The organism is Sphingosinicella flava (genome assembly GCF_016025255.1).
In the GTDB taxonomy this organism is placed as follows: Bacteria; Pseudomonadota; Alphaproteobacteria; order Sphingomonadales; family Sphingomonadaceae; genus Allosphingosinicella; species Allosphingosinicella flava.
Genome location: NZ_CP065592.1, coordinates 882701 through 905385 on the forward strand (window position 1 = coordinate 882701; position 22685 = coordinate 905385).

The 22685-nt window shown below is 63.0% G+C and carries 25 protein-coding genes, 1 tRNA gene and 1 pseudogene; 16 read left to right on the forward strand and 11 right to left on the reverse strand.

Annotation, left to right across the window (positions count from 1 at the left end; all coding sequences use genetic code 11):
• Positions 1-963 (reverse strand): alpha/beta hydrolase, encoded by a 963-nt coding sequence (locus IC614_RS04590; RefSeq protein WP_200972725.1) that lies wholly within the window; start codon positions 961-963, stop codon positions 1-3.
• Between IC614_RS04590 and IC614_RS04595 the strand changes: the two genes are divergently transcribed.
• A complete protein-coding gene (locus IC614_RS04595; RefSeq protein WP_200972726.1) occupies positions 937-1563 on the forward strand; it encodes a hypothetical protein in 627 nt (208 codons plus the stop codon). The two genes, IC614_RS04590 and IC614_RS04595, sit on opposite strands and share 27 nt — an antisense overlap.
• On the forward strand, positions 1563-1799 hold the full coding sequence (locus IC614_RS04600) for a helix-turn-helix domain-containing protein (RefSeq protein WP_200972727.1): 237 nt from the start codon (positions 1563-1565) through the stop codon (positions 1797-1799). The genes IC614_RS04595 and IC614_RS04600 overlap by 1 nt, the downstream gene beginning before the upstream one ends.
• Before the next feature lie 89 nt (positions 1800-1888).
• On the opposite strand, the gene IC614_RS04605 is transcribed toward IC614_RS04600, so the two are convergent.
• Positions 1889-2683 (reverse strand): hypothetical protein, encoded by a 795-nt coding sequence (locus tag IC614_RS04605; RefSeq protein WP_200972729.1) that lies wholly within the window; start codon positions 2681-2683, stop codon positions 1889-1891.
• Between the two features lie 69 nt (positions 2684-2752).
• Here IC614_RS04605 and IC614_RS04610 point away from each other — a divergent pair, with 69 nt between their 5' ends.
• The 3 genes from IC614_RS04610 (at position 2753) to IC614_RS04620 (ending at position 5736) form a co-directional block, all read left to right on the forward strand.
• On the forward strand, positions 2753-3268 hold the full coding sequence (locus tag IC614_RS04610; RefSeq protein ID WP_264175507.1) for an IS5 family transposase: 516 nt from the start codon (positions 2753-2755) through the stop codon (positions 3266-3268).
• Between the two features lie 86 nt (positions 3269-3354).
• Entirely contained in the window at positions 3355-4863 is a 1509-nt protein-coding gene (locus IC614_RS04615; RefSeq protein ID WP_200972731.1) for a serine hydrolase domain-containing protein, read from the forward strand.
• A 156-nt stretch (positions 4864-5019) separates the two neighbouring features.
• Positions 5020-5736 (forward strand): SIMPL domain-containing protein, encoded by a 717-nt coding sequence (locus IC614_RS04620; protein ID WP_200972733.1) that lies wholly within the window; start codon positions 5020-5022, stop codon positions 5734-5736.
• Positions 5737-6051: 315 nt separating this feature from the next.
• On the opposite strand, the gene IC614_RS04625 is transcribed toward IC614_RS04620, so the two are convergent.
• The 3 genes from IC614_RS04625 to tpiA form a co-directional block, all read right to left on the reverse strand.
• Positions 6052-6804, reverse strand: coding sequence for a hypothetical protein (locus tag IC614_RS04625; protein ID WP_200972735.1), 753 nt, complete (start codon positions 6802-6804; stop codon positions 6052-6054).
• A 203-nt stretch (positions 6805-7007) separates the two neighbouring features.
• Positions 7008-7919, reverse strand: coding sequence for a glutathione-dependent disulfide-bond oxidoreductase (gene yghU / locus IC614_RS04630; protein WP_200972736.1), 912 nt, complete (start codon positions 7917-7919; stop codon positions 7008-7010).
• 315 nt (positions 7920-8234) lie between these two features.
• Positions 8235-8969 carry a triose-phosphate isomerase gene (gene tpiA, locus IC614_RS04635; protein ID WP_200972737.1) on the reverse strand — a complete coding sequence of 245 codons (735 nt, stop codon included), beginning with the start codon at positions 8967-8969 and terminating at the stop codon, positions 8235-8237.
• 155 nt (positions 8970-9124) lie between these two features.
• Between tpiA and IC614_RS04640 the strand changes: the two genes are divergently transcribed.
• The 8 genes from IC614_RS04640 to ilvC all read left to right on the forward strand — a co-directional run bounded on the left by IC614_RS04640 (position 9125) and on the right by ilvC (position 16141).
• Positions 9125-11062 (forward strand): peptidylprolyl isomerase, encoded by a 1938-nt coding sequence (locus IC614_RS04640; RefSeq protein WP_200972738.1) that lies wholly within the window; start codon positions 9125-9127, stop codon positions 11060-11062.
• A 57-nt stretch (positions 11063-11119) separates the two neighbouring features.
• Complete coding sequence (locus tag IC614_RS04645) at positions 11120-11701, forward strand: anthranilate synthase component II (RefSeq protein ID WP_200972739.1); 582 nt, start codon at positions 11120-11122, stop codon at positions 11699-11701.
• 122 nt (positions 11702-11823) lie between these two features.
• Positions 11824-13068: a TadE/TadG family type IV pilus assembly protein gene (locus tag IC614_RS04650; protein WP_207791153.1), complete on the forward strand. Its 1245-nt coding sequence runs from the start codon at positions 11824-11826 to the stop codon at positions 13066-13068.
• A complete protein-coding gene (locus IC614_RS04655; RefSeq protein ID WP_207791154.1) occupies positions 13068-13535 on the forward strand; it encodes a TadE/TadG family type IV pilus assembly protein in 468 nt (155 codons plus the stop codon). The genes IC614_RS04650 and IC614_RS04655 overlap by 1 nt, the downstream gene beginning before the upstream one ends.
• Positions 13532-13936: a TadE/TadG family type IV pilus assembly protein gene (locus tag IC614_RS04660; protein WP_200972742.1), complete on the forward strand. Its 405-nt coding sequence runs from the start codon at positions 13532-13534 to the stop codon at positions 13934-13936. Before IC614_RS04655 ends, IC614_RS04660 begins: the two co-directional genes overlap by 4 nt.
• An 84-nt stretch (positions 13937-14020) precedes the next feature.
• Positions 14021-14692, forward strand: coding sequence for a transcriptional repressor LexA (gene lexA, locus IC614_RS04665; RefSeq protein ID WP_200972743.1), 672 nt, complete (start codon positions 14021-14023; stop codon positions 14690-14692).
• A 12-nt stretch (positions 14693-14704) separates the two neighbouring features.
• On the forward strand, positions 14705-15043 hold the full coding sequence (locus IC614_RS04670) for a VOC family protein (RefSeq protein WP_200972744.1): 339 nt from the start codon (positions 14705-14707) through the stop codon (positions 15041-15043).
• Positions 15044-15157: 114 nt separating this feature from the next.
• A complete protein-coding gene (gene ilvC, locus IC614_RS04675; RefSeq protein ID WP_200972745.1) occupies positions 15158-16141 on the forward strand; it encodes a ketol-acid reductoisomerase in 984 nt (327 codons plus the stop codon).
• A 31-nt stretch (positions 16142-16172) separates the two neighbouring features.
• Here ilvC and IC614_RS04680 read toward each other — a convergent pair whose 3' ends face one another.
• On the reverse strand, positions 16173-16781 hold the full coding sequence (locus IC614_RS04680; RefSeq protein ID WP_200972746.1) for a phosphatase PAP2 family protein: 609 nt from the start codon (positions 16779-16781) through the stop codon (positions 16173-16175).
• Between the two features lie 150 nt (positions 16782-16931).
• Here IC614_RS04680 and IC614_RS04685 point away from each other — a divergent pair, with 150 nt between their 5' ends.
• Positions 16932-17243 (forward strand): hypothetical protein, encoded by a 312-nt coding sequence (locus tag IC614_RS04685; protein WP_200972747.1) that lies wholly within the window; start codon positions 16932-16934, stop codon positions 17241-17243.
• A gap of 10 nt (positions 17244-17253) precedes the next feature.
• Here the strand turns inward: IC614_RS04685 and IC614_RS04690 are convergent.
• Both IC614_RS04690 and folK read right to left on the reverse strand, forming a co-directional pair.
• Positions 17254-17329, reverse strand: a tRNA-Lys gene (locus tag IC614_RS04690).
• 16 nt (positions 17330-17345) lie between these two features.
• On the reverse strand, positions 17346-17852 hold the full coding sequence (gene folK / locus IC614_RS04695; protein WP_200972748.1) for a 2-amino-4-hydroxy-6-hydroxymethyldihydropteridine diphosphokinase: 507 nt from the start codon (positions 17850-17852) through the stop codon (positions 17346-17348).
• Positions 17853-18103: 251 nt separating this feature from the next.
• Between folK and IC614_RS04700 the strand changes: the two genes are divergently transcribed.
• Positions 18104-18895 (forward strand): S8/S53 family peptidase, encoded by a 792-nt coding sequence (locus IC614_RS04700; protein WP_200972749.1) that lies wholly within the window; start codon positions 18104-18106, stop codon positions 18893-18895.
• Positions 18896-18913: 18 nt separating this feature from the next.
• Here IC614_RS04700 and IC614_RS04705 read toward each other — a convergent pair whose 3' ends face one another.
• A complete protein-coding gene (locus IC614_RS04705) occupies positions 18914-19276 on the reverse strand; it encodes a hypothetical protein (protein ID WP_200972750.1) in 363 nt (120 codons plus the stop codon).
• Between the two features lie 158 nt (positions 19277-19434).
• Positions 19435-20039: pseudogene (locus tag IC614_RS04710) on the reverse strand (DUF938 domain-containing protein).
• A 118-nt stretch (positions 20040-20157) separates the two neighbouring features.
• Between IC614_RS04710 and IC614_RS04715 the strand changes: the two are divergent.
• Positions 20158-21051 carry a DUF2167 domain-containing protein gene (locus IC614_RS04715; RefSeq protein ID WP_200972751.1) on the forward strand — a complete coding sequence of 298 codons (894 nt, stop codon included), beginning with the start codon at positions 20158-20160 and terminating at the stop codon, positions 21049-21051.
• Positions 21052-21082: 31 nt separating this feature from the next.
• Here the strand turns inward: IC614_RS04715 and gcvPB are convergent, their stop codons facing one another.
• Positions 21083-22648, reverse strand: a complete 1566-nt coding sequence (gene gcvPB / locus IC614_RS04720; protein ID WP_200972752.1) for an aminomethyl-transferring glycine dehydrogenase subunit GcvPB — start codon at positions 22646-22648, stop codon at positions 21083-21085.
• Positions 22649-22685: the final 37 nt, after the last annotated feature.

Consider the following 22685-nt stretch of genomic DNA (forward strand, 5'->3'; position numbering starts at 1 on the left):
TCAATTTCCGTTGATGCGATCGATCAGCACGCGATAAGCCTCGATCGCTTCCGGTTTCAACAGAACGTCATTGTGGCTGGCGCCCTCGACGATGGCGAGCAGCTTTCGTCCCTCCGGCAGATGCGAGGCGTTATACAAATCCCTCGATAATTGCGGCGGGGTGGCCTTGTCCTCGGACCCGGCCAGGATCAGCATGGGTTCGTCGATCAGGGCCATGTTCCGAAGGTTGCCCTGACCCTTCAACGTGTCCGCGAGTCTGATTTTTACCGGCATGTTCTTCGCGCGCGCCTTCACCCAGGCTTCGGCGGTGGTGACGGAGCTTTCCAGCACGACGCCCGCCGTCGGGCGGTGCGCCGCCACGTGGCCTGCGATGAAACTGCCGAGGGATTGTCCGTGCACCAGTATCTTTCCGGCCCCCGGGAGAGCAGCCAGATGATCGAAAGCCGCGATGCCGTCGCTCATGAGAGCGGCAACGCTTGGTTGCCCCTCGCTCTGGCCGTAACCGCGATGGTCGACGATCATCAGATTGACGCCCAGTGGGGCGAACACCTCAGCCGTCTTCGTCCCGAAAGCGCCCACCGTGTAACCGTTTCCGCCGAAATACAGAACCGTAACATTCGCCCCGGGCCGGGTGAGATGCACGGCATGAAGCCGGGTGCCGTCCGCCGCGCGTATCTCCTGACGGGCAACGCTATATGGCGAATTGCCGATTGTAAGAACTTCTTGACTAAGGGTGCCACCCGCCATCGGCCTTAAAAGGTTATCCTCCTGAATCCGGACGGAGCAAGCCGACAAAATGGCGCCGATCAAGGCAAGTTGGGCGATAGCAATTCCTGTTCGTGAAACGATCATATTCTTCCTTTGCACGGGTCCACTGACGCTTGTATGCACATCGTATAAAGCAGAAATATTTTTCTGTAAAACAGAAAGAATATTATGGAAAACGATGTGAACCTGGCTCACCGCGCACGCTTGTTCTGCCTGGCGATGATGATGCTTTTCTTCGCGGTGGCGGCCGGAAAGCTGGTTGCCGGTTTCCTGCCCCTGGCCGATCCGGCGCTTTCAACGCTGAAGGTCTATTGCAGGATCGACATGTGCTGGCCGGAAACGGATCCAATGCGCTTGCTTCCGCCCCGCAGTCTTCAGGCAGGTTCCTTACCGGAGGCGCAGCTCGTGCGGCTTCCCGAAGTCATTCGAACACCGCGCGCCAGGAACTTAATGTTTGCGGCTGAATTCGTCCGCTCCCTTCCCGGCATATTTCTATTCGTCAGCCTGGCATTGGCTTCACGTGCGATTGCCGCCGGCGCCGGATTCAGCGCGATCATGGGCTGGTTGAGACGTGCGGCTATATCCGCTTTCGTTCTTGTCCTCGCTCAACAAATTGCCAACACGCTTCGCGCGACGGCCTTGTCGCCCGTGCTTCTCGGGCGTGAAGGATTGTCCGTGTGGCTCAGCGGTGGCGCGTTTCTCGAGGGTATATTATTGACGGGCGCTGCATGGATGTCCGTCTGGGCATTGGAAAAGGCGCGACGCGCGGAAATCGAACTGGCCGAGATCGTCTGATGCCCATTGTCGTCAATCTCGATGTCATGCTGGCCAGACGAAAGGTGAAATCCTACGAACTCGCCAAGGCGGTCGGGATCACGGAATCAAACCTGTCGCTGCTTAAGTCGGGCAAGGTGAAGGGCGTGCGCTTTTCCACGCTCGCAGCGATCTGCCGCTATTTGGAATGTGAGCCTGGTGACCTTTTAGGCTACGTCTCCTCCGATGCCGATCTGAGTGGATCGGCAGAAGAATAGCGATTGGGTACTGCTGCCGAAGCCGTCCAGCCTCAATGGGACGCCTGCCTTCAGGTTAAGGCGCGTGATTTAGCCGTCCGCGCCTTTAGCTATGCCCGATCTGGAAGATCGTTCAGTTTTCTGCGCGTGTCCGGCGTCAGGCCTCGACGTTCGGTGATTTCGTAAATGGCTTCCTGCACGAGAGCGCCGTTTTCGTCCGAGTCGACCTGTTTGCGATCCAGAATGCCGAGGAGTTCCAGAAGATCGGGATCCTTCGTCACGCCAGCCATGGTGTAATCCATGTTCTCGAAGGACGGCGATTTGCTCTCGTTGAGGCAATACATGTTGAGCTGGATGATCAAGGCCTGCTGCTTCTTGTCCTCATCGTCCGTTTCCATCCCGCCACTTGCCCGGCAGAAGGGGATCGGCATGTTGATCCTGGTTCGCTCCACCAGCATCCCGTTTTGCCCGTCCGGATGCTCGCTGATCAGGATGAGCCCCTGCACGAATTCGAACTTGCCGGTCGGATTTCCGTTCTCGTCGAAATATTCCCGCCATTCCCCGTCAGCGGAATCGATGCACAAGGCGATACAGGACATGACCGACCTTCCGGTGCCGATTTCCATATCCTTGTCTTCGCATTCGCCCTCGCCCGCATCGATGCCCTTGACGGGGCCTAGGATTCGAACGCCGGGCGGAAGCCAATTGGGATTGACGTCCGGCTCGCCTTCATCATCCCCTAGGGCGGGACGGAATTTATTCGGGTTCTTGGCGTCCGCGGCCGCTTGTCCCTCGCTGATCGACCGCTTCAACGCCTCTGTTTCCGCTTTGGTCAGTCCCTGCGCCGCATTTGCAAGAGCGGGCGTCGCCGCGAGCAGGAGGAACAAGAAAAACTTTTTCAGCATCGGCTCATCCCCAAATCATGCCTTGAACGAATGACCATCACCCTTAATCACACGTGATTGTTGAAGGGAATGAAGATCTTGTCGACTTTTCGTCGACGAAGGGGCGGGACCGGAGCGACGAGCGCGAGGCCATGGCCGCGAAACCAAAGAAAAACGGCGTTCGCCACCGCCTTGAGGGCGCCGATATCAGCGAACGGCACCGTCGACGCGCAGGGGCTCCCGATCCGGCTCGGCCTGACTGCCGGCCAGGCGCACGACGGCCAGATCGCCGACAAGCTACTCGACCATCTCGGGCCACGCACCATCGTGCTCGCCGACAAGGCCTATGACGCCGACCGCATCCGGTCGCTGATCGAGGAACAGGGCGCCACGCCCAACATCCCAGCCAAGTCCAATCGCAAATGGAAGCCCTGCTTCTCCAAACGACTCTACCGCAAGCGCAACCTGATCGAGTGCTTCTCCAGCAAGCTCAAACACTTCCGCCGCATCGCCATCCGCTACGACAAGCGCGCCGAAAACTTCCTCGCGATGGTCCAGCTCGCCTCAATGCGGCTGTGGCTGCGCGCTTACGAGTCTACGGCCTAAAAGGATGCCTCGCTGTCCTTTGACGCTCAAGACCATCTGGTAAGATGGTATTCGAATCCGTCAAATTTTGATATTGGAGGGGAGCAATGGTTAAAGGTACTTTGCGTACGTGCATGGCTGGCGCGGCGTTGTGGGTTACGGCATGGGCCGCTAGCGGAAGCACGCAAACTTCAGCAAGCGTGACGGCGCAACCGTCAACCAACGCCCAGGCGATAGAGGCAGCCGATAACCAGCTTGCTGCATCTTTAGTCACGGCCATCAATTCCATTGATCCCGCTGAGCGGAGGCGCTGGGCGACGCAGTATCATTCTACGAAAGACGGCGCATATAGCGTTGAAGCTCTAACGAAAATGCTAACTGACATCTCCAATGCCGGCCACAGTGTTTCACTTATTGGAGTAAAGCGGCGAGGAGAGTGGATCGGAGTCAACCTGCGTGCCGCAAACGGAAAAACGGGGCAGCTCCGGCTTCAAACAGACCAAGCCGATGGTAACAAAGTTCTTGGTTTTAATGCATATGCGCGTCCTTCTACCTATCCAATTCCCCTGGTGGATAAACCCGTATCCAGAGAAGTTCTTCGCGCTGCAATTGATGAGAGACTGAAGTTCGCGGCGGCAAAGGATGAATTTTCAGGATCGGTACTCGTCATGAAGGGTGACGAGTTGATCTACAAAGGTGCCTTCGGCCAAGCGGACAAGAATTTCGCTGTGCCCAACACTCTCGATACTCGCTTTCACACCGGGTCAATGGACAAGATGTTCACGGCGACTATGATAGGCCAGCTCATTGACGAGGGAAAGCTAACTCTTGATACGCGGCTCGCCGAAGTGCTTCCTGATTACCCGAACAAGGACGCAGCGCATAAAATCACAATCCGTCACCTGCTCAGTCATCAAAGCGGTGTGGCATCGAACTTCGGCGGTTCCGAAAGCGACCGCTTCAAGCCTTTCGAGCGAGTCTCGGAACAACTGGCCGGTTTTGCATCTAAGCCCCTGGATTTCGAACCTGGGACAAGAGCTGATTATAGCAATGAAGGCTTTACAATACTTGGAGCGGTGCTTGAGAAGCTGACGGATACAACTTTTTACGACCTTGTCCAAAAGCGCATATTTGACCGCGCTGGCATGAAGAATACAGTCTATTATCGCATTGACGAAATCGCGCCGTTGCGCGCTGTAGGCTATCGTTTCCCCGACGAAGATTTTCTCGGCTTCGGCCAGAGGATAAACAATTTGACCTTCATGGGTTTCGGCTATCGTGGGGGCGCGAATGGTGGAAGCTACTCAACTGTTGGCGACATGACATTATTCCTGAAAGCGCTAAGAGCTTACAAGCTCATGTCCCCCACCTTGACGGAAACAATGACCGGACTTCAGAAGGGCTATGAGCAATATGGGTATGGCTTTCTCCACCGGAAGTTGGGCGATAAAACTGTCAGGGGTCACACTGGCGGAGGTGCTTTTTCGGGAATCAATGGCATTAGCCGTATGGTATGGGAAAATGGCTATAGCGTTGTCGTCATGGGTAATTATGACGCTCCCCTCATTGAATGGGTCGGTGACGACATTGTCAAAATGGTCGCCGCGCAGCCGTAATGACTTCGGGATTGGAATGACTTCTTTAGTCTCATCCGTCTAATGTCAAGGCTAATAACCCTCTCTTGCATGTCTATGCATCAGAGGCAGCACAGGGCGAAGAAACCAAAGAAAAACGGCGTTCGTTGGCCCGGCTCCACAAAGGAGCACCGCCTCATGCGCATATTTGCCTTGTCCATCCCGCTTCTCTTGGGGGGCTGCCAAGCCTCCGCTCCCGATCCGCGCGGCGTGAAGGGCAACGAAACCCTGCTGACCGTATCGGCGAGCGGCAAGGCCGAAACCCGCCCGGACGAAGCGAGGCTCCAGCTCGGCGTGCAATCCATCGCGCCGACCGCCGACGAGGCGAGCCGGGGCAATCGCGAGAAAATGGAGCGCGTGAGCGCCGCGCTGTCGCGCCTTGGCGTCAAGCCCGACGATTTGCAGACCCGCAATCTCAGCCTCAACCGGATCGACTATGGCCGCGACAAGGGCCGCTTCCGGGCCGAGAATATCGTCGAGGTCACGCTGCGCGACATGTCCCGGGTGGGCGACGCCGTGACCCTGGTGACGGAAGCAGGCGCGAACGTCCTGTCCGGGCCGGATCTCCGCATTTCGGACCGCGAAGGGTCGACGCGCTCGGCTTATGCGGCCGCCTATCGCGCCGCGCGATCGCGTGCCGACGCCTATGCCGGTGCCGCGGGCCTGAAGGTCAAGCGCGTGCTCGGCATCTATGATGGCGGCGAATATGCCGCGCCGCCTTATCTCTACCCCAGGCCGGTCAGCGTGGAGCAAAGCGCTGCCGCGCCCCCGCCGCCGGTGGCGGCAGCGCCCTTCAATCCGGGTGTGACGACTTCCGAAGTGCGGGTCCGCGTCGATTTTGCCCTTGGCGAATGAGGCGCTGGGGGATCGCGACGATTGTTTTTGCTGCTGGTCGCTGCGTTCGCTCTGATGCTGATGGGGATCGCCGATCCGCAGGGACGACGGGACATTACGAGCAATTCTTTCCGCACGAGATGAAGACGGCTTCTGGAAAGCCGTGAACTTGAACGGCATTCCCGTTTCAGGTCGCGATTTTCAGCATATCCATTGCAAAAGGAAGGGTCGTCAGCGGGCGGGGCGATTGCAACGATTGGGGCTATACGGATGAGCCGCCGGGCCCCGATGGCAGCCGCATCCGGTTCATTAAGTCCTATCTGCTTGAAGGCGAGGTCACGCCTTGTTCGGAAGCAATTGCAGATTGGCCCGCGTTTGCGGCTTCAGGCCTTCTTTTTCCGTGATTTCCCAAATCGCATCCTGAACCAAATCCTTGTGCTCCTGGGTAGTAATTTGCTTGCGATCCAGGATCGCGAGAAGTTCCTGCAGATCCTCGTCTTGTGTTACCCCAGCAGCCCTGTATTGTAGACGATCAAAAGAGGGGCTTTTTTTCGCGTTGAGGCAGTACATGTTGAGCTGGACGATGAACTTCTCGCGCTCTTCTTCCTCGTCTTCGCCGCCGCCGGCCGCACAGAAGGGAAGGGGCTGATTGATCCGCACGCGTTCCACTAGAAGCCCGTTCTGCCCATCCTGATATTCACTTATGAGAGTAAATCCCCTGGCGAATTCGAACCGGCCTGTAGGTTCACCGTTCGCGTCATATGTAGGTGTCCATCGCGCGTCTTCCGGATTGAAGCAGAAAGCGGCACAGACTTGCACCGATCTGCCACTTCCTACGGTCATGCTCTTGCCTTCGCATTCCTGCTCCTCGGCATCTACCCCGGTTATTGGTCCATCGATTTCTACTCCAGGCGGCAGCCAGGGAGATACTTCCGGATCCCCCGGATCGTCGCCAAGGCCCGGCCGGATTTTGTTAACGCCTGCCGGACGCCCCTTATCATTGGCGCCGCTGCGTGACTGCGCAAGAACAGGGCTCGCAACAGAGGTCGCAACAAGTGCAACGATGTAAAGCCATTTCAAAGGATTCATGACACTCCCCTTCCACTTTATGAAACTTGTCTATTACATGCGACAATATTTGCACATCTGCAAATTAGAGAGGTCAGTTTCAGGGCGGATATTTCTAACAATATTCAATGAAAATTCTCTTCGAGACAGGCATTACGGTTCAGGCCCGGACTGCCCTTCAGGCGCGTCGTGAATTGAAGCTGGCCCCAGGAAGTTGGAAGGAATCAAACCCAGAGACCGCCCCGCGCCTGCACCTTGTCCTCTGTATTCACCTCGAAATCGCGCGCATCGTGGCGTTCGCGGAGCTGGGTTTCCGGCGCGCCCAGCTTGCGGTTGACCATCCGCCCGCGCTTCACCGCCGCGCGCGCGCCGATCTGGTCGGTCCACCGCAGGAGGTTCCTATATTCGTGCACGGCCAGGAATTCCTGCGCGCCATAGGCCTCGCCCTTCACGACGCCGCCATACCAGGGCCAGATCGCCATGTCGGCGATGGTATATTCGTCGCCCGCCATATACTCGTTCTTGGCCAAATGCGTGTCGAGCACGTGGAGCTGGCGCTTGGCCTCCATCGCATAGCGGTTGATCGCATATTCGATCTTGATCGGGGCGTAGGCGAAGAAATGGCCGAAGCCGCCGCCGATGAACGGGCCGGACCCCATCTGCCACATCAGCCAGCTCATCGTGTTCACCCGTTTCTGCGGGTCCGTGGGCAGGAAGGCGCCGAACTTTTCGGCGAGGTAGAAGAGGATCGCCCCGCTTTCGAACACCTTGGTCTCCGGGGCCGTCGAGCGGTCCACCAGCGCGGGAATCTTGGAATTGGGGTTCACGTCGACGAAGCCGCTGGAAAACTGGTCGCCCTCATTGATGTCGATCAGCCAGGCGTCATACTCGGCGCCCGCATGGCCTGCCGCCAATAGCTCCTCCAGCATGATTGTCACCTTGACCCCGTTCGGCGTGCCGAGCGAATAGAGCTGAAGCGGATGCGCGCCCACCGGCAGTGCTTTTTCATGCGTGGCGCCGGAAATGGGACGGTTGATGTTGGCGAACTTGCCGCCGCTGGCCTTATCCCAGGACCACACCTTCGGCGGCACATAGCCGGCGGGCTGGCTGTCGGCGGGGTCGAATTCCTTGCTCATCGTCGCATCTCCTCGCTCTCGCGAACGCCCGGCTTTGCCGCCGCCCGCGCTGCCTTCAAATGCGGCGCCGAAACAAGAATTCAAGCAGGGGCCTTCTTGCCCGTCGCGAAAGGGATCCCCTGGGTCGCTCGCCGCCAAACAACGACGTTTGAAGCGCGGATCAACGGCATCCTGCTGAATAACGATAACAGGCCCGGCCATTGGAACTCCCTTATAAGGGCAGCCTTATAAGACGTCGCTATAAGGGCTGAAGTTCGCTGTGAGGCCGGCTGCACGAACCTTATTTGCTAACCCGTCCGTGCGGACCGATGCCAGTCAAGCCGCCTCGATAATCGGCACGAACTGCGCCGCCGTCAGGCTCGCGCCGCCGACCAGGGCGCCGTCGACATCGTCGACCGCCAGCAACTCGGCCGCATTGTCCGCCTTCACCGATCCGCCATAAAGAATGCGGATCGCATCGCCGCGCGGGCCGAAGCGGGCGGCCAGATGCGCGCGGATCGCCGCATGCATGCTGGCGACGTCGGCCGGGGTGGCGACCTTGCCCGTGCCGATCGCCCAGATGGGTTCATAGGCGACGGTCAGCTCCCCGCCCCTCCAATCGTCGGGCAGCGATCCGGCAAGCTGTCCGGTGACGACGGTTGCGGCATCCCCCGCCTCGCGCTGGCTTTCGCTCTCGCCGACGCACACGATGGTCAGCAGTCCTTCCGCCAGCGCGGCTTGCGCCTTGGCGCGGACATCGGCATCGGTCTCATGCTGGTCCGCCCGCCGTTCGGAATGGCCGACGATCACCATCGTCGCGCCCGCTTCCCGGATCATCGGCACCGACACGCAGCCGGTATGGGCGCCTTTGTCCTTGGCGTGGCAGTCCTGCGCGCCGATGGCGAGAGAGGGCGCGCGTTCCTTCGCGGGCGCGATCAATGTGAAGGGCGGGCAGATGCCGGTATCCACGTCGGCGCGCCGGGATGCCGCCGCCGCGATCGCGTCCATCTCCGCCAGCGCGCCCAGGCTGCCATTCATCTTCCAGTTTCCGACGATCAACTTGCGGCGCATCGGCCATCCTCCCTTGCTTGTTTGCGGCCGCCATATCGGCTCCCGATGGGCTTGTCGAAGGAGCGGTGGCGGACGCCGGTGCAATCTGGGCTTCCGCGCGCGGTCAACAGGCCTTAAGAGCCGTATCGAACCTCAATCATACCGGTAGCTGACTGATGATTTCCTTCCTTCGCCGCGGCCTTTCATCCTGGATCGTGGTCGCCCTTCTCGGCCTCATCGCCCTCGCCTTCATCATCACGGGCGTCGGCACGCCCTCGGGCCTCGGCAATATCGGCGGCGGCGATACGGTCGCGGAAGTGAATGGCGAGGCGATCACCGCCACGGAGGTCGCCGATCAGGTCAATCGCCAATTGAGCCGCGCCCGCCAGCAGCAGCCGGAGCTCACCATGGCGCAGTTTCTTGAGGGCGATACGCTGGAACGGCTCGTCGACCAGATGATCACCGCCCGCGCCATCGCGCAATTCGGCGACGAACAGGGCCTCGCCGCCCCGCGCAAGCTGGTCGACACCGAAATCGCCAGCCTTCCCGCCTTCCACAATCTCGCCGGCCAGTTCGATCAGCAGACCTTCCGCCGGGCGCTCCAGGCCCAGAACATCACCGAGGATCAGCTGCGCAAGGATCTCGCCGCTTCGCTCATCGAACGTCAGCTGATGCTTCCCGTCGGCGCCGCGCCGCGCATTCCGGAAGGCGTCGCCTTGCAATATGCCTCGCTGCTGCTGGAACGCCGCTCGGGCAGCGTCGGCGCCATCTCGCTCGACGCCGTGCCCCCGGGCCCCGCGCCGACCGCTGCGGAGCTCAACGCCTTCTACACGCGGAACCAGGCCCGCTACACGATCCCCGAACGGCGCGTGATCCGTTACGCCATGTTCGGCGCCGATCAGGTCGCCGCCGCCGCCCAGCCAAGCGATCAGGAAATCGCCGCTTTCTACCAGGCCAACCAGGCGACCTATGGCGCCAAGCAGGGCCGTTCGTTCAGCCAGGTCGTGCTGCCCGACGAAGCCGCCGCCCGTGCCTTTGCCCAGAAGCTCTCGGGCGGCAAGAGCTTCGCCCAGGCCGCGCAGGAAGCGGGCTTCGCGGCCGGCGACACCTCGATCGGCGAGCAGACTCGCGAAAGCCTGACCCGCCTTACCAATGCCGCCATCGCCAACGCCGCTTTCTCGGCCGCCGCGGGCACCACCACGCAGCCCGCCCGCTCGGAGCTTGGCTGGCACATCCTGCGCGTCGATTCCGTGACGAATACGCCCGCCCGTCCCCTTGCCTCGGTCCGCGCGGAAATCGCGACGCAGCTGCGCACCCAAAAGACGCAGGAGGCCTTGAGCGCGCTCGCCACCCGGATCGAGGATGCGATCGCCGACGGCTCGACCTTCGACGAAGCGGTGCGTGCCGAAAAGCTCACCGTCGCCCAGACCGTGCCCGTTACCGCCACCGGCCAGGCGCCCGGCACCGCCAATTACCAGCTTCCCGAAGGCGTCCAGCCCTTGCTTCAGCCCGCCTTCGAGCTGACCGCCGACGACGATCCCGTCGTCCAGGCGATCGAGGCCAATCAGCGTTATGCGGTGATCGCGCTCGGCGATGTCATCCCCGCCGCCCCGCCGGCGCTCGCGCAGATCCAGGACCGGGTTCGCGCCGATTTCATCGCCAAGCGCGCCAGCGATCAGGCCAAGCGGATCGCCGACCAGATCGCCGCCCGCATCAACGGCGGAATGGCGCCGCAAGCCGCCTTCGCCGCTGCCGGGGTCAAGGTGGAAGGTCCGCGCCCGGTCAGCGCCCAGCGTATCGAGATCGCCCGCCAGGGTCAGCAGGTGCCGCCGCCCGTCGCCCTCATGTTCTCGATTCCGAAGGGCAAGGCGCGCGTCATCCCGGCACCGGACGGCATCGGCTGGTTCGTCGTTCACCTCAACGAGGTCATTCCCGGCGACGCCCGCGGCCAGCCGCAGCTCGTCGCCGCCACGCGCCAGCAATTCGGCCAGGCGCTTGGCGACGAATATGCGCTGCAATTCGCCCGCGCCGCCCAGCGCAGCCTGAAGGTCGAGCGGCACGACGCCGCGATCCAGCGCCTGAAGAGCCAGCTGCTCGGACGCGGCGCGCAATAAAGGCTTGATGCGGCGCGGACCCCCGTCCGCGCCGGGAAGCCGCAAGGGGCCGTTCCAATGATTCTCGTCGTGGACAATTACGACAGCTTCACCTGGAACCTCGTCCATTATCTGAACGAATTGGGTGCGGACGTCCGTGTCGTGCGCAACGACGCGATGACCGTGAATGAAGCGCTCGGCTCCGGTGCCGGCGCTTTCCTCATCTCGCCCGGCCCCGGCACGCCGGACGAAGCGGGCATTTCGCTCGATCTCGTCGCGGCATGCGCGCATGCCCGAAAGCCCTTGCTTGGCGTGTGCCTCGGCCACCAAGCGATCGGCCGGCATTTCGGCGGCCGGGTCGAACGCTGCGGCACGGTGATGCACGGCAAGACCTCCGCCATCTGGCATGACGGCACCGGCCTCTTTACGGGCCTGCCCGATCCGCTGACCGTCGCCCGTTACCATTCTCTCGTCGTTCCGGAAACGACCCTGCCCGCTTGCCTGTCGGTCACGGCGCGAACCGACGACGGGGTGATCATGGGCATTGCGCATCGCGATCTTCCCATCCACGGCGTCCAATTCCACCCGGAAAGCATCGCGAGCGAGGGGGGGCATGCGCTGCTCGCCAATTTTCTCGCCCTGGCCGGGGCGCCTGGTTAACGCCGCATACGGAATTCGCCGCCTTTATCCGCGCGTAAAGCCTGCCGTTAACCATTCACCCTAAGCATCTGTAAAGAAGCCTAAGCTATTGTCGTGCCGATAATAAGCCTGAGAGGCGACATATGGGTGTACGCGCTTTTCTCCGCAGGTTGCGGATGGACAGACGGGGCAATGCGCTCGTCTTGATCGGCGCCGCGATGCCGGTCATCGTCGGCTCGGCCGGCCTCGCGGTCGACACCATTCAGCTCAGCCTCCTCAAACGCCAGATGCAGCGCGCGGCCGACAGCGGCGCCCTCGCCGGGGCCTTTGCCCGCGTCCAGAACAAAACGATCGGCGCCGCGGTCCAGCAGGCGCTGGACTATAACGGTTCGGTCCGGCTCGCCGCCCCGCCGGTCATCGAAAATGCGCCCACGACCGGCCCTTATGCGAACAACAACCGCGCGGTTCGCGTCATTCTCACCGCCAAGCGGTCCGTGCCCTTCATGTCCTTCTTCACCGGCCACGATCATCCGCTTCGGGTCGAGGCGACCGCCGCCCTCGTCTATACCGGCAAATATTGCATGGTCGCGCTGGATGAATCGGTTGGAACCGGCATCACCTTCTCCGGCAACAGCACGGTGAACCTGGGCTGCGGCGTCATCGCCAACAATAGCGGCGCCGCGGCCGTTTCGGGCGCGGGCAGCGCCGCCGTCGTCGCTTCGCCGATCGCCGCGGTGGGCGGCGTGCCGCCGAGCAGCGCCTATAAGGGGGAAACCCTCCTCCTGCCTTACTCGCTGAAGCAGGCCGATCCCTTCGCCAATCTGCCGCACCCCTCGCCTCCCTCCCCCTGCAGCGGCGGCGCGATCGATGTGGGCAGCAAGGCCACGCAAAATATCGGCCCGGGCTGCTATACCGGCCTGGCGGTCCACGGGACGCTGAACCTCGCGCCCGGCACTTATTACATCACCGGCGACATCACGATTAACGCGCAATCGACCGTCAAGGGCACCGGCGTCACCCTGGTCTTCACCAGCCCGACGCCGACGATCCAGACGTCCTTTCCCAACATCCGCATCGACGGCGGCGCGAAGCTGGATCTGACCGCCCCCAGCAGCGGCGACTATAAGGGCGTCCTCATGTATTATGACGGCCGCCGCATCGACGGCGACCATTATATCAACGGCAACAGCTATTCGAAGCTCGAAGGCGCTTTCTATTTCCCCAAGCAGAGGCTCACCTTCAACGGCAATTCCGGCATGGACAGCAATTGCATCCAGCTGGTGGCGAACCGCCTGACCTTTACCGGCAATACCGAAATCACCAATAGCTGCCCCTCCGACGGCGGCGCCAAGTCGTTCGACGCAAGCTGGGTCCGGCTGGTCCGGTGATGCGCGGGCTTCTCCACCGGCTGCGGACAAACGAGCGCGGGGCGAGCGTGATCGAATTCGCCTTCGCCGCGCCCGTGCTGGCGATGGTGCTGGTGAACGCCATCGACCTTGCCGAGGGCCTGGCCCGCAAGTTCGAGCTGGAACAGGCAAGCTATCGCGCCCTCGAAAAAATCACCGCCGGCACCGTCGGCGCAACCATGGACTCTATCCGGCGCGAAGCGGCGGCGGTGGCGGGAGAAGATGAAACCAATGTCACGATCCGCTCCTGGCTCGAATGCAACCGGGTGGAGCAGCCCAGCATCAACGGCGCCTGCACCGGCACAGAGGAAACGGCGCGCTTCGTGTCGGTGACGATCCGCGGCTATTACAAACCGAAATTCACCGCCAGCATCGTCTCCCGCGCGGTCGGCGCCAGCCCGAATGGCAGCTTCCCGCTTCGGGCCACGGCAACGATGAGGGTCCAATGATCCGCCCGCTTCGCCGCGATGAACGGGGCGCCTCGACGCTCGAATTCGCGCTGGTCGCCCCGGCTCTCATCCTGTTTCTGATCGGCATTCCCCAGATCGGCATGCTCTATTTCGCCAATGCCGGGCTCAACAACGCCCTGGCCGAGGGCGCGCGCCAGGCGACGCTCTGGCCGCGTCCCGATGAGGCCCAGATCAAGGCACGCATCGCCGCCGGCCAGTTCGGCCTCAAACCCTCCGCACTCACTATCGCGCCGCTTGCTTATGGAAACAGCGATGGCGCCGATTATGCGGAAATCACGATGCGCTATAATGTGCAGCTCGACTTCGGTTTTTTCCGCCCGGATCCGATCCTGTTGCAAAAGAGCCGCCGCGTCTATCTTCAGCGCATGCCGGCGCCATGATGGCGCGCCGCGACGGAGCCGCTTGACAGGGATCATTGCGTTTCCTACACGTTCTCCGTTCGTTCCTTATGGAGAGTGCGGGACATGCTCACGCGCAAGCAACACGAATTGCTCTGCTATATTCACGATCATCTCGCCGCGAGCGGCGTATCGCCCTCGTTCGAGGAGATGAAGGATGCTCTCGAGCTCAAGTCCAAATCCGGCGTCCACCGGCTCATTTCGGCATTGGAGGAGCGCGGCTTCATCCGCCGCCTGCCCAACCGCGCCCGTGCGCTCGAAATATTGAAGGCGCCGGAGCGGACGGAGGCAAAGGGTTTGGCGGCATCCCCAATGCGCGTTCAGGCGGCCAAGCCAGCCCTTCCCGCCGCCGCGAACGACATCGTCGAGCTTCCCCTGCACGGCAAGATCGCGGCGGGCACGCCGATCGAGGCGCTGCAAGGCACCGAAAGCCTGCCCGTTCCGGCCGCCTTGCTCGGCCCGGGCGAGCATTATGCCCTCGAAGTGTCCGGTGATTCCATGGTCGAGGAAGGCATTCTCGACGGCGACTATGCGCTGATCCGCCGCACCGACACCGCGCGGGACGGAGAAATCGTGGTGGCGCTGATCGACAATAGCGAAGCGACGCTCAAGACCTTCCGCCGTGAAGGCTCGATGGTCCGCCTGGATCCCGCCAACCGCCTCTACGATCCGCAGCGTTACCGGCCCGAACAGGTCGTCGTGCAGGGCCGCCTCGCCGGCCTGCTCCGGCGCTACTGACCGGAGGCTCGGATGGCCAGGATCAATTATGTCGAGCTGCCGGTGAAGGACATCGCGGCGACGCGCACCTTCTACCAGCAGGCTTTCGGCTGGAGCCTCGCCGAATTCGGCCCCTCTTACGCGGCGACGACGACTGGCGATGTCGATCTCGGCCTCCAGGGCGATCCGGATGAAGCGACCGCCGCGCCCCTGCCGGTGATCGAAGTTCCGGATCTGGAGGCGGCGCTCGCTAAGGTGCGTGCCGAAGGCGCGATCGTCACGCGCCCGATCTTCGCCTTTCCCGGCGGCCGCCGCTTCCATTTCACCGATCCCAGCGGCAACGAGCTGGCCGTCGTGAAGAGCGGCGACTGACGCCGCGGAGGTTCGCCCGCTTGTCGATCCTGGGCTTTCGCCGGGCCGGGCAACGGGTCTATGCCGTGCCTTCCGGCCTTTCCGTCTGGCCGGGTCGCGCATCGGAGGATTGTCATGACCATCTATCGCGATGCGGATGCGGACCTTGCCCTGATCCAGGCAAAGAAAGTCGCCGTCATCGGTTACGGCAATCAGGGCCGCGCTCAAGCGCTGAACCTGCGTGACAGCGGCGTTCACGACATCCGCGTCGCCCTTCAGCCGGGCTCGACGCGCATCGTGCAAGCGCGAACCGACGGTTTCCAGGTATTTGCCCCGGCCGAAGCGGCGGTCTGGGCGGACGTCGTCGCCATCCTTATTCCCGACGAATATCAGGGCGATCTTTATACCCAAGAACTGCACGACCGGCTGAAGCCCGGCGCGGCCCTCATTTTCGCGCATGGCCTCGCCATCCGCTTCGACCTCATCGTGCCGCGTGCCGATCTCGATATCCTGCTCGTCGCCCCGAAAGGCCCCGGCACCGCTCTGCGCGACGACTATCTCGCCGGAAGCGGCCTCATCACCCTCTTCGCAGCCCACCAGAATGCCAGCGGCCAGGCGCGCGCGCTTGCTTTATCCTATGCCGCCGCGCTCGGTGGCGGGCGGAAGGGCATGATCGAAACCACCTTCGCCGAAGAATGCGAGGCCGATCTGTTCAACGAGCAGGCGGTGCTCTGGGGCGCGATCCCCGAACTCATTCTCGCCGGCTACGACACGCTGACGGAGGCGGGATTCTCCCCGGAAATCGCCTATTTCGAATGCCTGACCGAAGTGAAATTGCTGGCCGACCTTCTCGTCGCGCGCGGCATCGCCGGCATGCGCGAAGCCATTTCCAATACCGCCGAATATGGCGCCATGACCGGCGGCCTGCGTATTGTGAACGACGGCACCCGCGCCGAAATGCGGCGCATCCTCGCCGAGGTGCAGGACGGCGGCTTCGCCCGCGCGCTGGTCGCGGAGGCGAAGGCGGGCTATCCGCGCCTCAAGGCCGCGCGCGCCGCTTCCGCGCGCCATCCGCTGGAAAAGATTGCCGAAACGATGCGCGCGCTGGATAATCGGTAAATCCCCGGCCCTCTTCAATGAGGCCGCCCCCTCATCCTTGCCGCGATACCCCATCCTTGCGCAGCAAGGCGGCAAGACATGCCGTCCAGGCGAGCCCGAACGACCAGCCGGCCGCCACGTCGCTCGGCCAGTGCACGCCCAGCACCACGCGGCTCAACCCGATGATGAAAGCGAGCAGCAAGGCCGCGGCGACCCAGCCCGGCCGCCTTCGCCTGGGCAGCAAAAGCGCCAAGGCGAGCCACACGATCAGGCCGTTCGCGGCATGGCCGCTCGGGAAACTCGCCGAATCGACCGTGGCAAGCCGATCGGCAAGGACGGGCCGGTCGCGATCGACCGCGATCTTCTGCAACGCCACCGCCGCCCGCCCGCCAAATGTGATGGCGAGGAGAATGGCGGCATCGCGCCGCCGCTTGCGCAAAGTCAGGTAAAGCGCTCCCGCCAGGCTGGCGGGCACCACGGCCGCCCAGCCGCCCAGCACCGTCGCCGCCTCCGCCAGTCGGGTCAGCCAGGGATGCCCGCCGCCGTGAAGCGCGAGATAGACCGCGCGATCGCCCGCCGCCTCGACGCCGCCCAAGACGAGCATCGCGACCCATAGCAAGGTCAAGGCGGCAAGCAGGAAGGACAATCGCTTGGATACCATTCCGCCTTCCCTACACGTCCAGTCGTCGCTTGTCCGGAACGATCGCGGCGAAGCGCCCGTTCATTGCGCAAGGGCGTCCCCGGCCCGTCTTTCGAAGGAAAGCGGCGCCGTTGCGCGAGAGGCCGCCTCGAAACGATGATGAGGTGATTTATGCGTAAGATTGGACTGATGGCGGCAATGTTCGCCGCTTCGACCCTGGGTGCCTGCGCGACCGATACCGATCCGGCGCTGCGCGGCGGCGCGACGGGCGCGGCGATCGGCGCGGCGGTCGGTGCAGGCGTCGGCGCGGCGGTCGATGGTGTCAGCGTGGAAGAAGGCGTCGCGGCCGGTGCCGTCGGCGGCGCGATCGTCGGCGCGGTGTCGTCGAGCCAGCGCCGCTACGCCTGGGACTATGACGGCCGCTGCTACTATGTCGACGGCAACGGCTATCGCCAATATGTCGACCCGGATCGTTGCCGATAGAGGAAAAAGGTGGTGAGCCGTGCTGGATTCGAACCAGCGACCTACTGATTAAAAGTCAGTTGCTCTACCGACTGAGCTAACGGCCCGACCACGTCTGGGCTCCTACGGACGGGCGGCGTCCGGGTCAACAGGCCTTGGCGCCGCAAGTCTTTTCAAAAGCTGGCGGACCGTCAGGCCAGTCACGGGATCGCGCCAGCCCGGTGCGATCGCGGCCAGCGGCTGCAGCACGAACATGCGATCGCGAAAGGCGGTGTGCGGCACGACGAGGCCCGCGCTTTCCCACGCCCCTTGCGACCAGAGCAGGATGTCGAGATCCAGCACCCGCGGTCCCCACCTTTGTCCTGCCCTCCGTCCAAAGTCCCTCTCCACCTGCTTGAGCGCGCGCAAGAGGCTATCGGGCGAAAGATCGCTCGTCAGGATCAGCGCGGCATTGGCGAAGCCGCGTCCGGCTGGCCCCAAGGCGGGCGTTGCGACGATCGGCGATATCACCTCTACATCGCCGAGCGCGCCAAGGCCCCGGATCGCCGCGCGCAGCACATTTGCCGGAGCGCCGTGACGGCCGTGGCGCCGGTTCGATCCCAGGGCGATGGCGTAACGGGTGCGCATCATGCCCGCCGCCTAAACCAACGCCGTTGCTTCCGCCACACCCTGCGTTTCGCCCGTGAAAGGCGGGCATTCATCGGTCCGTCGCAAATGCGCTTCCAGCCATCTTGCAAGCCGCCAAAGTCATGTTACGCATCAGGGAGTTAGCGAGACTCGCCGGGGGGCGTGGATCCAGATGAACATGTCGCGGATGGGCAAAAGGACCGCGACCTTGCCTCTCCTCCCGTCGTGGCCCGCCTGTCTCCGGGGGGAGAATCATGCGCTTTTCGTTTCTTGTCGCGTTGCTGTCATGCCTGTTGCCGCTTTCGGGCGCCGCTGCCCGCGATGCGAGCGAACGTCCCGTCGTTGCGATCATCGACAGCGGCGTTGCGGCGACGCGCGAATTGCAGCCGCTGATCGTCACCGAATATGATCTCGGCACGGATCGGCCCCGGACGCCGTATGCACCGCTTTACGATCACGGCACGATGGTCGCGACCATCCTCGCGCGCGAAACCGGCCACAATGTCGGCATCGTGTCGATCCGTATCGACGATGCACAGGGCTGCCCCGCGCGGGGCACGCCGCCCTGCCAGGCCGATCCCGCCCTGATCGCCCGCGCCATCCGGCTCGCCACGGATCTCGGCGTGGACGCGATCAACGTTTCGCTGTCGCTGTCCGACGACCCGAAAATCGTGCGGGCCATTCGCCGCGCAGCCCGCCGCGACATTCCCGTGGTGCTGGCGGCGGGCAATGATGGGCTCGACCATCCCGGCAACCTCCGCTCGGCCAAGGCGGCCTTTCCCGCCGCGGTGCTGGTCGGCGCACTCGACGCCGCCGGTCTTCCCTGGGAGGGTACGAACCGTCCCACCGCCGAACAGGCGCGCTACGTCTATCGCTGGCAGCGCGGCGTCGACGTGCCCACGGCGCTTGCCAATGGCGCCGCCGCCACGGCGACGGGCACTTCCTTCGCGACTCCCATCGAAACGGCCCGGCTGATCAAGGCATCGCGCACCGGCCATGCGATGGCGAAGACCCTCTCACGCGGCGATCGCGGCAGGATCAGCTGAGGGGACGCCATTTGATCATCACGGCGATGGCGATCCGCTGCTGAAGCTGCCGGTCGCCGTGCCATATTGCGCGGACATGTTGGTGGCGCCCTGGGTCTGGGCATCCTGGCCCGTATTCCAGTTCTGGCTGACGAAGCCGAAACCCGCGACATGGCTGTTGTCGGCACTATGATTGGGAGCGCTGAAATAGCCTGCAGCGCTTCGGATTGCTGGAGGGCTGGCCAGCACTTGGTTGCCATTTAGGCCCTTGCTGACATGAAGGGCAATCAACGCTTCATCCTTGACGGCACCTTGCGCGAAAGGTTTGCCATCGTCCGGCGCCAAGGCCCGCGCCTTGCGGGCATGCCCGGGCGCGGAAGGATCGTCAGACGCCTTGTCCATTATCGCCCCCGTTAGCGGCGCGACGAGCGCCAAAGCTGCCGTCGCAACGATCCAGCCTTGCACGATGCTTTCTCCGATTTCCTGTGGAAGAAAGGCTTAGGGCAATGACGCGCCCGGTTCATTGCGCTATGGCAATGACCGTTTGTTTCCCGGCGCGATCAGCCCTTGCGGAAGATGACGGACAGATTGTTGGCCGGCATTTCGACCACCCGGTCCAAAACAAGCCCTACCCGCTCCGCCGCCGCCACGACCGTTTCCAGGTCGCGAATGCCCCAATCCGGATTGCGGCTCTTCAATGACTCGTCGAACGCCAGGTTCGACGGCGCGGGCTCCACTCCGGCCTCAAATAAGCGCCATAGAGATAGAGCGGGCCCCCCGGCGGCAGCGAACGCCCGGCACCTTCCAGCAGCCCCAGCGTCGCTGCCCACGGGCTGATATGAACCATGTTGATGCACAGGATCGCATCGGCCCGGTCGACCGGCCATCGATCGGGCGTCGTCGCGTCCAGCGGCACGGGCGCGAGCAGGTTCGGCCCGCCCTCCCCCGACCGCCAGGCCTCGACGGACCGGAGCGCCACCGGATCGGCATCGGTTGGCTGGAAGAAGAGATGCGGAAAGGCCCGCGCGAAGGCCAAGGCATGCTCCCCCGTCCCGCTTGCGACCTCCAGCACCATGCCTTCGCCGGGCAACACATCCTTCAGCACGTCGATGATCGGGCCGGTGTTGCGCGCGGCATGCGGCGTCGAACGGCGCAGTTCGCGCATGTCCCCGGACGTGTAAGGCGCTGATTTTTCCTGCTCGGCTCCGTTCATGTCTTGCTGGCCTTTTCTGCTGGCGGATTGGGGAAACATGCGTCATCCTGCGAATAAGGGGGAAAAGACAATGCTCAAATCGGCTTTTGCCGCCATCGCGGCCACATTGCTTCTGTCTGCCGGGGCAATCGCCACGCCGTCAAACAGCGGGGCGGAGGAGAGCTTCCTCCGCAGCCTTCACCCTGCCACAGGCGACGTTGCGATCGCCGGCGCAAATGCCGTGCTCCACCTTGGCAGCAATTATTATTTCCTGCCCGCCGATGAGGCCAAACGCGTTCTCACCGATGTCTGGGGCAATCCTCCCGATGTGGCTGAAGGCGTTCTCGGCCTCGTGCTGCCTGCCGGAAAGACGGTTTTCGACGACAGCTGGGGCGCCGTCATTACGTTCGAGGAAACCGGCTACGTTTCCGATGAAGATGCGAAAACCTCGGACTATGATGAAATCATCGAGAATATTCGCGCCGCGGAGCCGGAAATCAACGCCGAGCGGGCACGGGGCGGGTATGCGGAACAGCATATCGTCGGCTGGGCCCAGGCGCCCACCTACGATCCCCAGACCCATTCCCTCATCTGGGCGCAAAACATCCGCTTCGGCGATCAGGCGGATCATTCGCTGAACTATGATGTCCGGCTGCTGGGACGGAAGGGGGTGCTCAGCATGAACATGCTCTCCAGCATGTCCCACCTCGCCGAAACACGCGAGGCTGCGGGCAAATTCGGGCGGTCCGCCGAATTCACGCCAGGCAATCGCTATGCGGATTTCAATCCGGCGACGGACGCGAAAGCCGATTTCGGGATCGCGGGGCTCGTGGCCGCCGGCGTCGGCGTGGCGGCCGCCAAGAAACTTGGACTCCTCGCCCTCTTGCTCGCGTTCGGGAAGAAATTCTTGGTTCTCATCCTGGTCGGCGCTACGGGAATCTGGCGCTGGCTCCGCAACCATCTAAAGGGCAGGGCGGAAGCCTGAGTTTTCTTCCTCGGCCGGGTTAAGCGGCGGATTACTCCGCCGCCATTCCCTGCACCGGTTCCTTCCATGCCAGCACCGGCTTCCTTGCCGCCAGCGTCTCGTCGAGCCGCCGCCGGGGCGCATGGAGGGGCGCGGCCTTCAGCGCCGGGTCGCCCGCCTTGGCCCGCTCCGCCACGCTCCGCAGCGCGCCGATGAACTGATCTAGCGTCGCCTTCGACTCCGTCTCGGTCGGTTCGATCAGCATCGCGCCGTGAACGACCAGCGGGAAATACATGGTCATCGGGTGGAAGCCCTCGTCGATCAGGCCCTTCGCCACATCGAGGGTAGACACGCCCTCGGCGAAACCCTTGTCGCTGAACAAGGCCTCGTGCATGCATGGCCCGCTCGCCCCGAACGGCGCGTCAAGCACGTCGTCGAGACTGCGCAGAATGTAGTTGGCGTTGAGCACCGCATCTTCCGACACTTGCCTGAGGCCGTCGGCGCCGTGGCTGAGGATATAGGTGAGCGCCCTGGTGAACATACCCATCTGGCCGTGGAAGGCGGTCATCCGGCCGAACGTCTGGCCGTGATGCTCTTCCGCCGTCTCCTCTTCGATGAGGACATAGCGGTCGCCCTGCTTCTCGACAAACGGCAAAGGCGCGAACGGCGTCAGAGCCTCAGAGAACACCACCGGCCCCGATCCCGGCCCGCCGCCGCCATGGGGCGTCGAGAAGGTTTTGTGCAGGTTGATGTGCATGGCGTCGATGCCAAGGTCGCCGGGACGGACGCGCCCGACGATGGCGTTGAAATTGGCGCCGTCGCAATAAACCAGGCCGCCCACTTCATGCACGGCCTTGGAAATCTCGATCATGTCCGGCTCGAACAGCCCGCACGTGTTCGGATTGGTGATCATCACGCCCGCGACGTCCGGCCCCAGCCGCGCCTTCAAGGCCGCGAGGTCCACGCGCCCGCGTTCCGTCGCCGGGATATTCTCGACGCGATAGCCGCAGAAGGCCGCCGTCGCCGGATTGGTCCCGTGCGCGCTTTCCGGCACCAGGATCACCTCGCGGGCATCGCCCCGCGCCTCGAGCGCCGAACGGATGGCGAGAAGGCCGCACAGCTCGCCATGCGCGCCCGCCTTCGGGCTCATCGCCACCGAATGCATGCCGGTCAGCTTCACCAGCCATTCGCCAAGGTCGGCGACCACCTTCAGCGCGCCCTGCACCGTGTCGATCGGCTGCAGCGGGTGAATGTCCGCGAAACCGGGAAGCCGCGCCATCTTTTCGTTGAGACGCGGGTTGTGCTTCATCGTGCACGAACCCAGCGGGAAGAGGCCGAGGTCGATCGCATAATTCTGGCGGCTAAGGCGCGTATAGTGGCGCACCGTCTGCGGCTCGGAGAGCCCTGGAATGCCGATGTCGCGCTTGCGTTCGAGACCGCCGAGGCGGCTCGCCACCTTGGGCGCCGGCGCGATGTCGACGCCGCAGCCGCCCTGCTCGTCCATTTCGAAGATCAAAGGCTCTTCCAGCATCAGCGCCCGATTGCCGGTGAAGGTCTCCGCCTTCACTCCCTCGCCCGATCCCATTTCGGGCTTCCACCCGCTCGCGTTGATGCTCATGCTTCGAGCTCCTCGATTAAATAAGCCCCTCCCCTCG

Bases quoted from the DNA above. Each gene is read 5' to 3' on its own strand.
- IC614_RS04595 (WP_200972726.1), top strand. From the start codon at position 937: ATGGAAAACGATGTGAACCTGGCTCACCGCGCACGCTTGTTCTGCCTG.
- IC614_RS04600 (WP_200972727.1), top strand. From the start codon at position 1,563: ATGCCCATTGTCGTCAATCTCGATGTCATGCTGGCCAGACGAAAGGTG.
- IC614_RS04605 (WP_200972729.1), bottom strand. From the start codon at position 2,683: ATGCTGAAAAAGTTTTTCTTGTTCCTCCTGCTCGCGGCGACGCCCGCT.
- IC614_RS04610 (WP_264175507.1), top strand. From the start codon at position 2,753: ATGAAGATCTTGTCGACTTTTCGTCGACGAAGGGGCGGGACCGGAGCG.
- IC614_RS04615 (WP_200972731.1), top strand. From the start codon at position 3,355: ATGGTTAAAGGTACTTTGCGTACGTGCATGGCTGGCGCGGCGTTGTGG.
- IC614_RS04620 (WP_200972733.1), top strand. From the start codon at position 5,020: ATGCGCATATTTGCCTTGTCCATCCCGCTTCTCTTGGGGGGCTGCCAA.
- IC614_RS04625 (WP_200972735.1), bottom strand. From the start codon at position 6,804: ATGAATCCTTTGAAATGGCTTTACATCGTTGCACTTGTTGCGACCTCT.
- yghU (WP_200972736.1), bottom strand. From the start codon at position 7,919: ATGAGCAAGGAATTCGACCCCGCCGACAGCCAGCCCGCCGGCTATGTG.
- tpiA (WP_200972737.1), bottom strand. From the start codon at position 8,969: ATGCGCCGCAAGTTGATCGTCGGAAACTGGAAGATGAATGGCAGCCTG.
- IC614_RS04640 (WP_200972738.1), top strand. From the start codon at position 9,125: ATGATTTCCTTCCTTCGCCGCGGCCTTTCATCCTGGATCGTGGTCGCC.
- IC614_RS04645 (WP_200972739.1), top strand. From the start codon at position 11,120: ATGATTCTCGTCGTGGACAATTACGACAGCTTCACCTGGAACCTCGTC.
- IC614_RS04650 (WP_207791153.1), top strand. From the start codon at position 11,824: ATGGGTGTACGCGCTTTTCTCCGCAGGTTGCGGATGGACAGACGGGGC.
- IC614_RS04655 (WP_207791154.1), top strand. From the start codon at position 13,068: ATGCGCGGGCTTCTCCACCGGCTGCGGACAAACGAGCGCGGGGCGAGC.
- IC614_RS04660 (WP_200972742.1), top strand. From the start codon at position 13,532: ATGATCCGCCCGCTTCGCCGCGATGAACGGGGCGCCTCGACGCTCGAA.
- lexA (WP_200972743.1), top strand. From the start codon at position 14,021: ATGCTCACGCGCAAGCAACACGAATTGCTCTGCTATATTCACGATCAT.
- IC614_RS04670 (WP_200972744.1), top strand. From the start codon at position 14,705: ATGGCCAGGATCAATTATGTCGAGCTGCCGGTGAAGGACATCGCGGCG.
- ilvC (WP_200972745.1), top strand. From the start codon at position 15,158: ATGACCATCTATCGCGATGCGGATGCGGACCTTGCCCTGATCCAGGCA.
- IC614_RS04680 (WP_200972746.1), bottom strand. From the start codon at position 16,781: ATGGTATCCAAGCGATTGTCCTTCCTGCTTGCCGCCTTGACCTTGCTA.
- IC614_RS04685 (WP_200972747.1), top strand. From the start codon at position 16,932: ATGCGTAAGATTGGACTGATGGCGGCAATGTTCGCCGCTTCGACCCTG.
- folK (WP_200972748.1), bottom strand. From the start codon at position 17,852: ATGATGCGCACCCGTTACGCCATCGCCCTGGGATCGAACCGGCGCCAC.
- IC614_RS04700 (WP_200972749.1), top strand. From the start codon at position 18,104: ATGCGCTTTTCGTTTCTTGTCGCGTTGCTGTCATGCCTGTTGCCGCTT.
- IC614_RS04705 (WP_200972750.1), bottom strand. From the start codon at position 19,276: ATGGACAAGGCGTCTGACGATCCTTCCGCGCCCGGGCATGCCCGCAAG.
- IC614_RS04715 (WP_200972751.1), top strand. From the start codon at position 20,158: ATGCTCAAATCGGCTTTTGCCGCCATCGCGGCCACATTGCTTCTGTCT.
- gcvPB (WP_200972752.1), bottom strand. From the start codon at position 22,648: ATGAGCATCAACGCGAGCGGGTGGAAGCCCGAAATGGGATCGGGCGAG.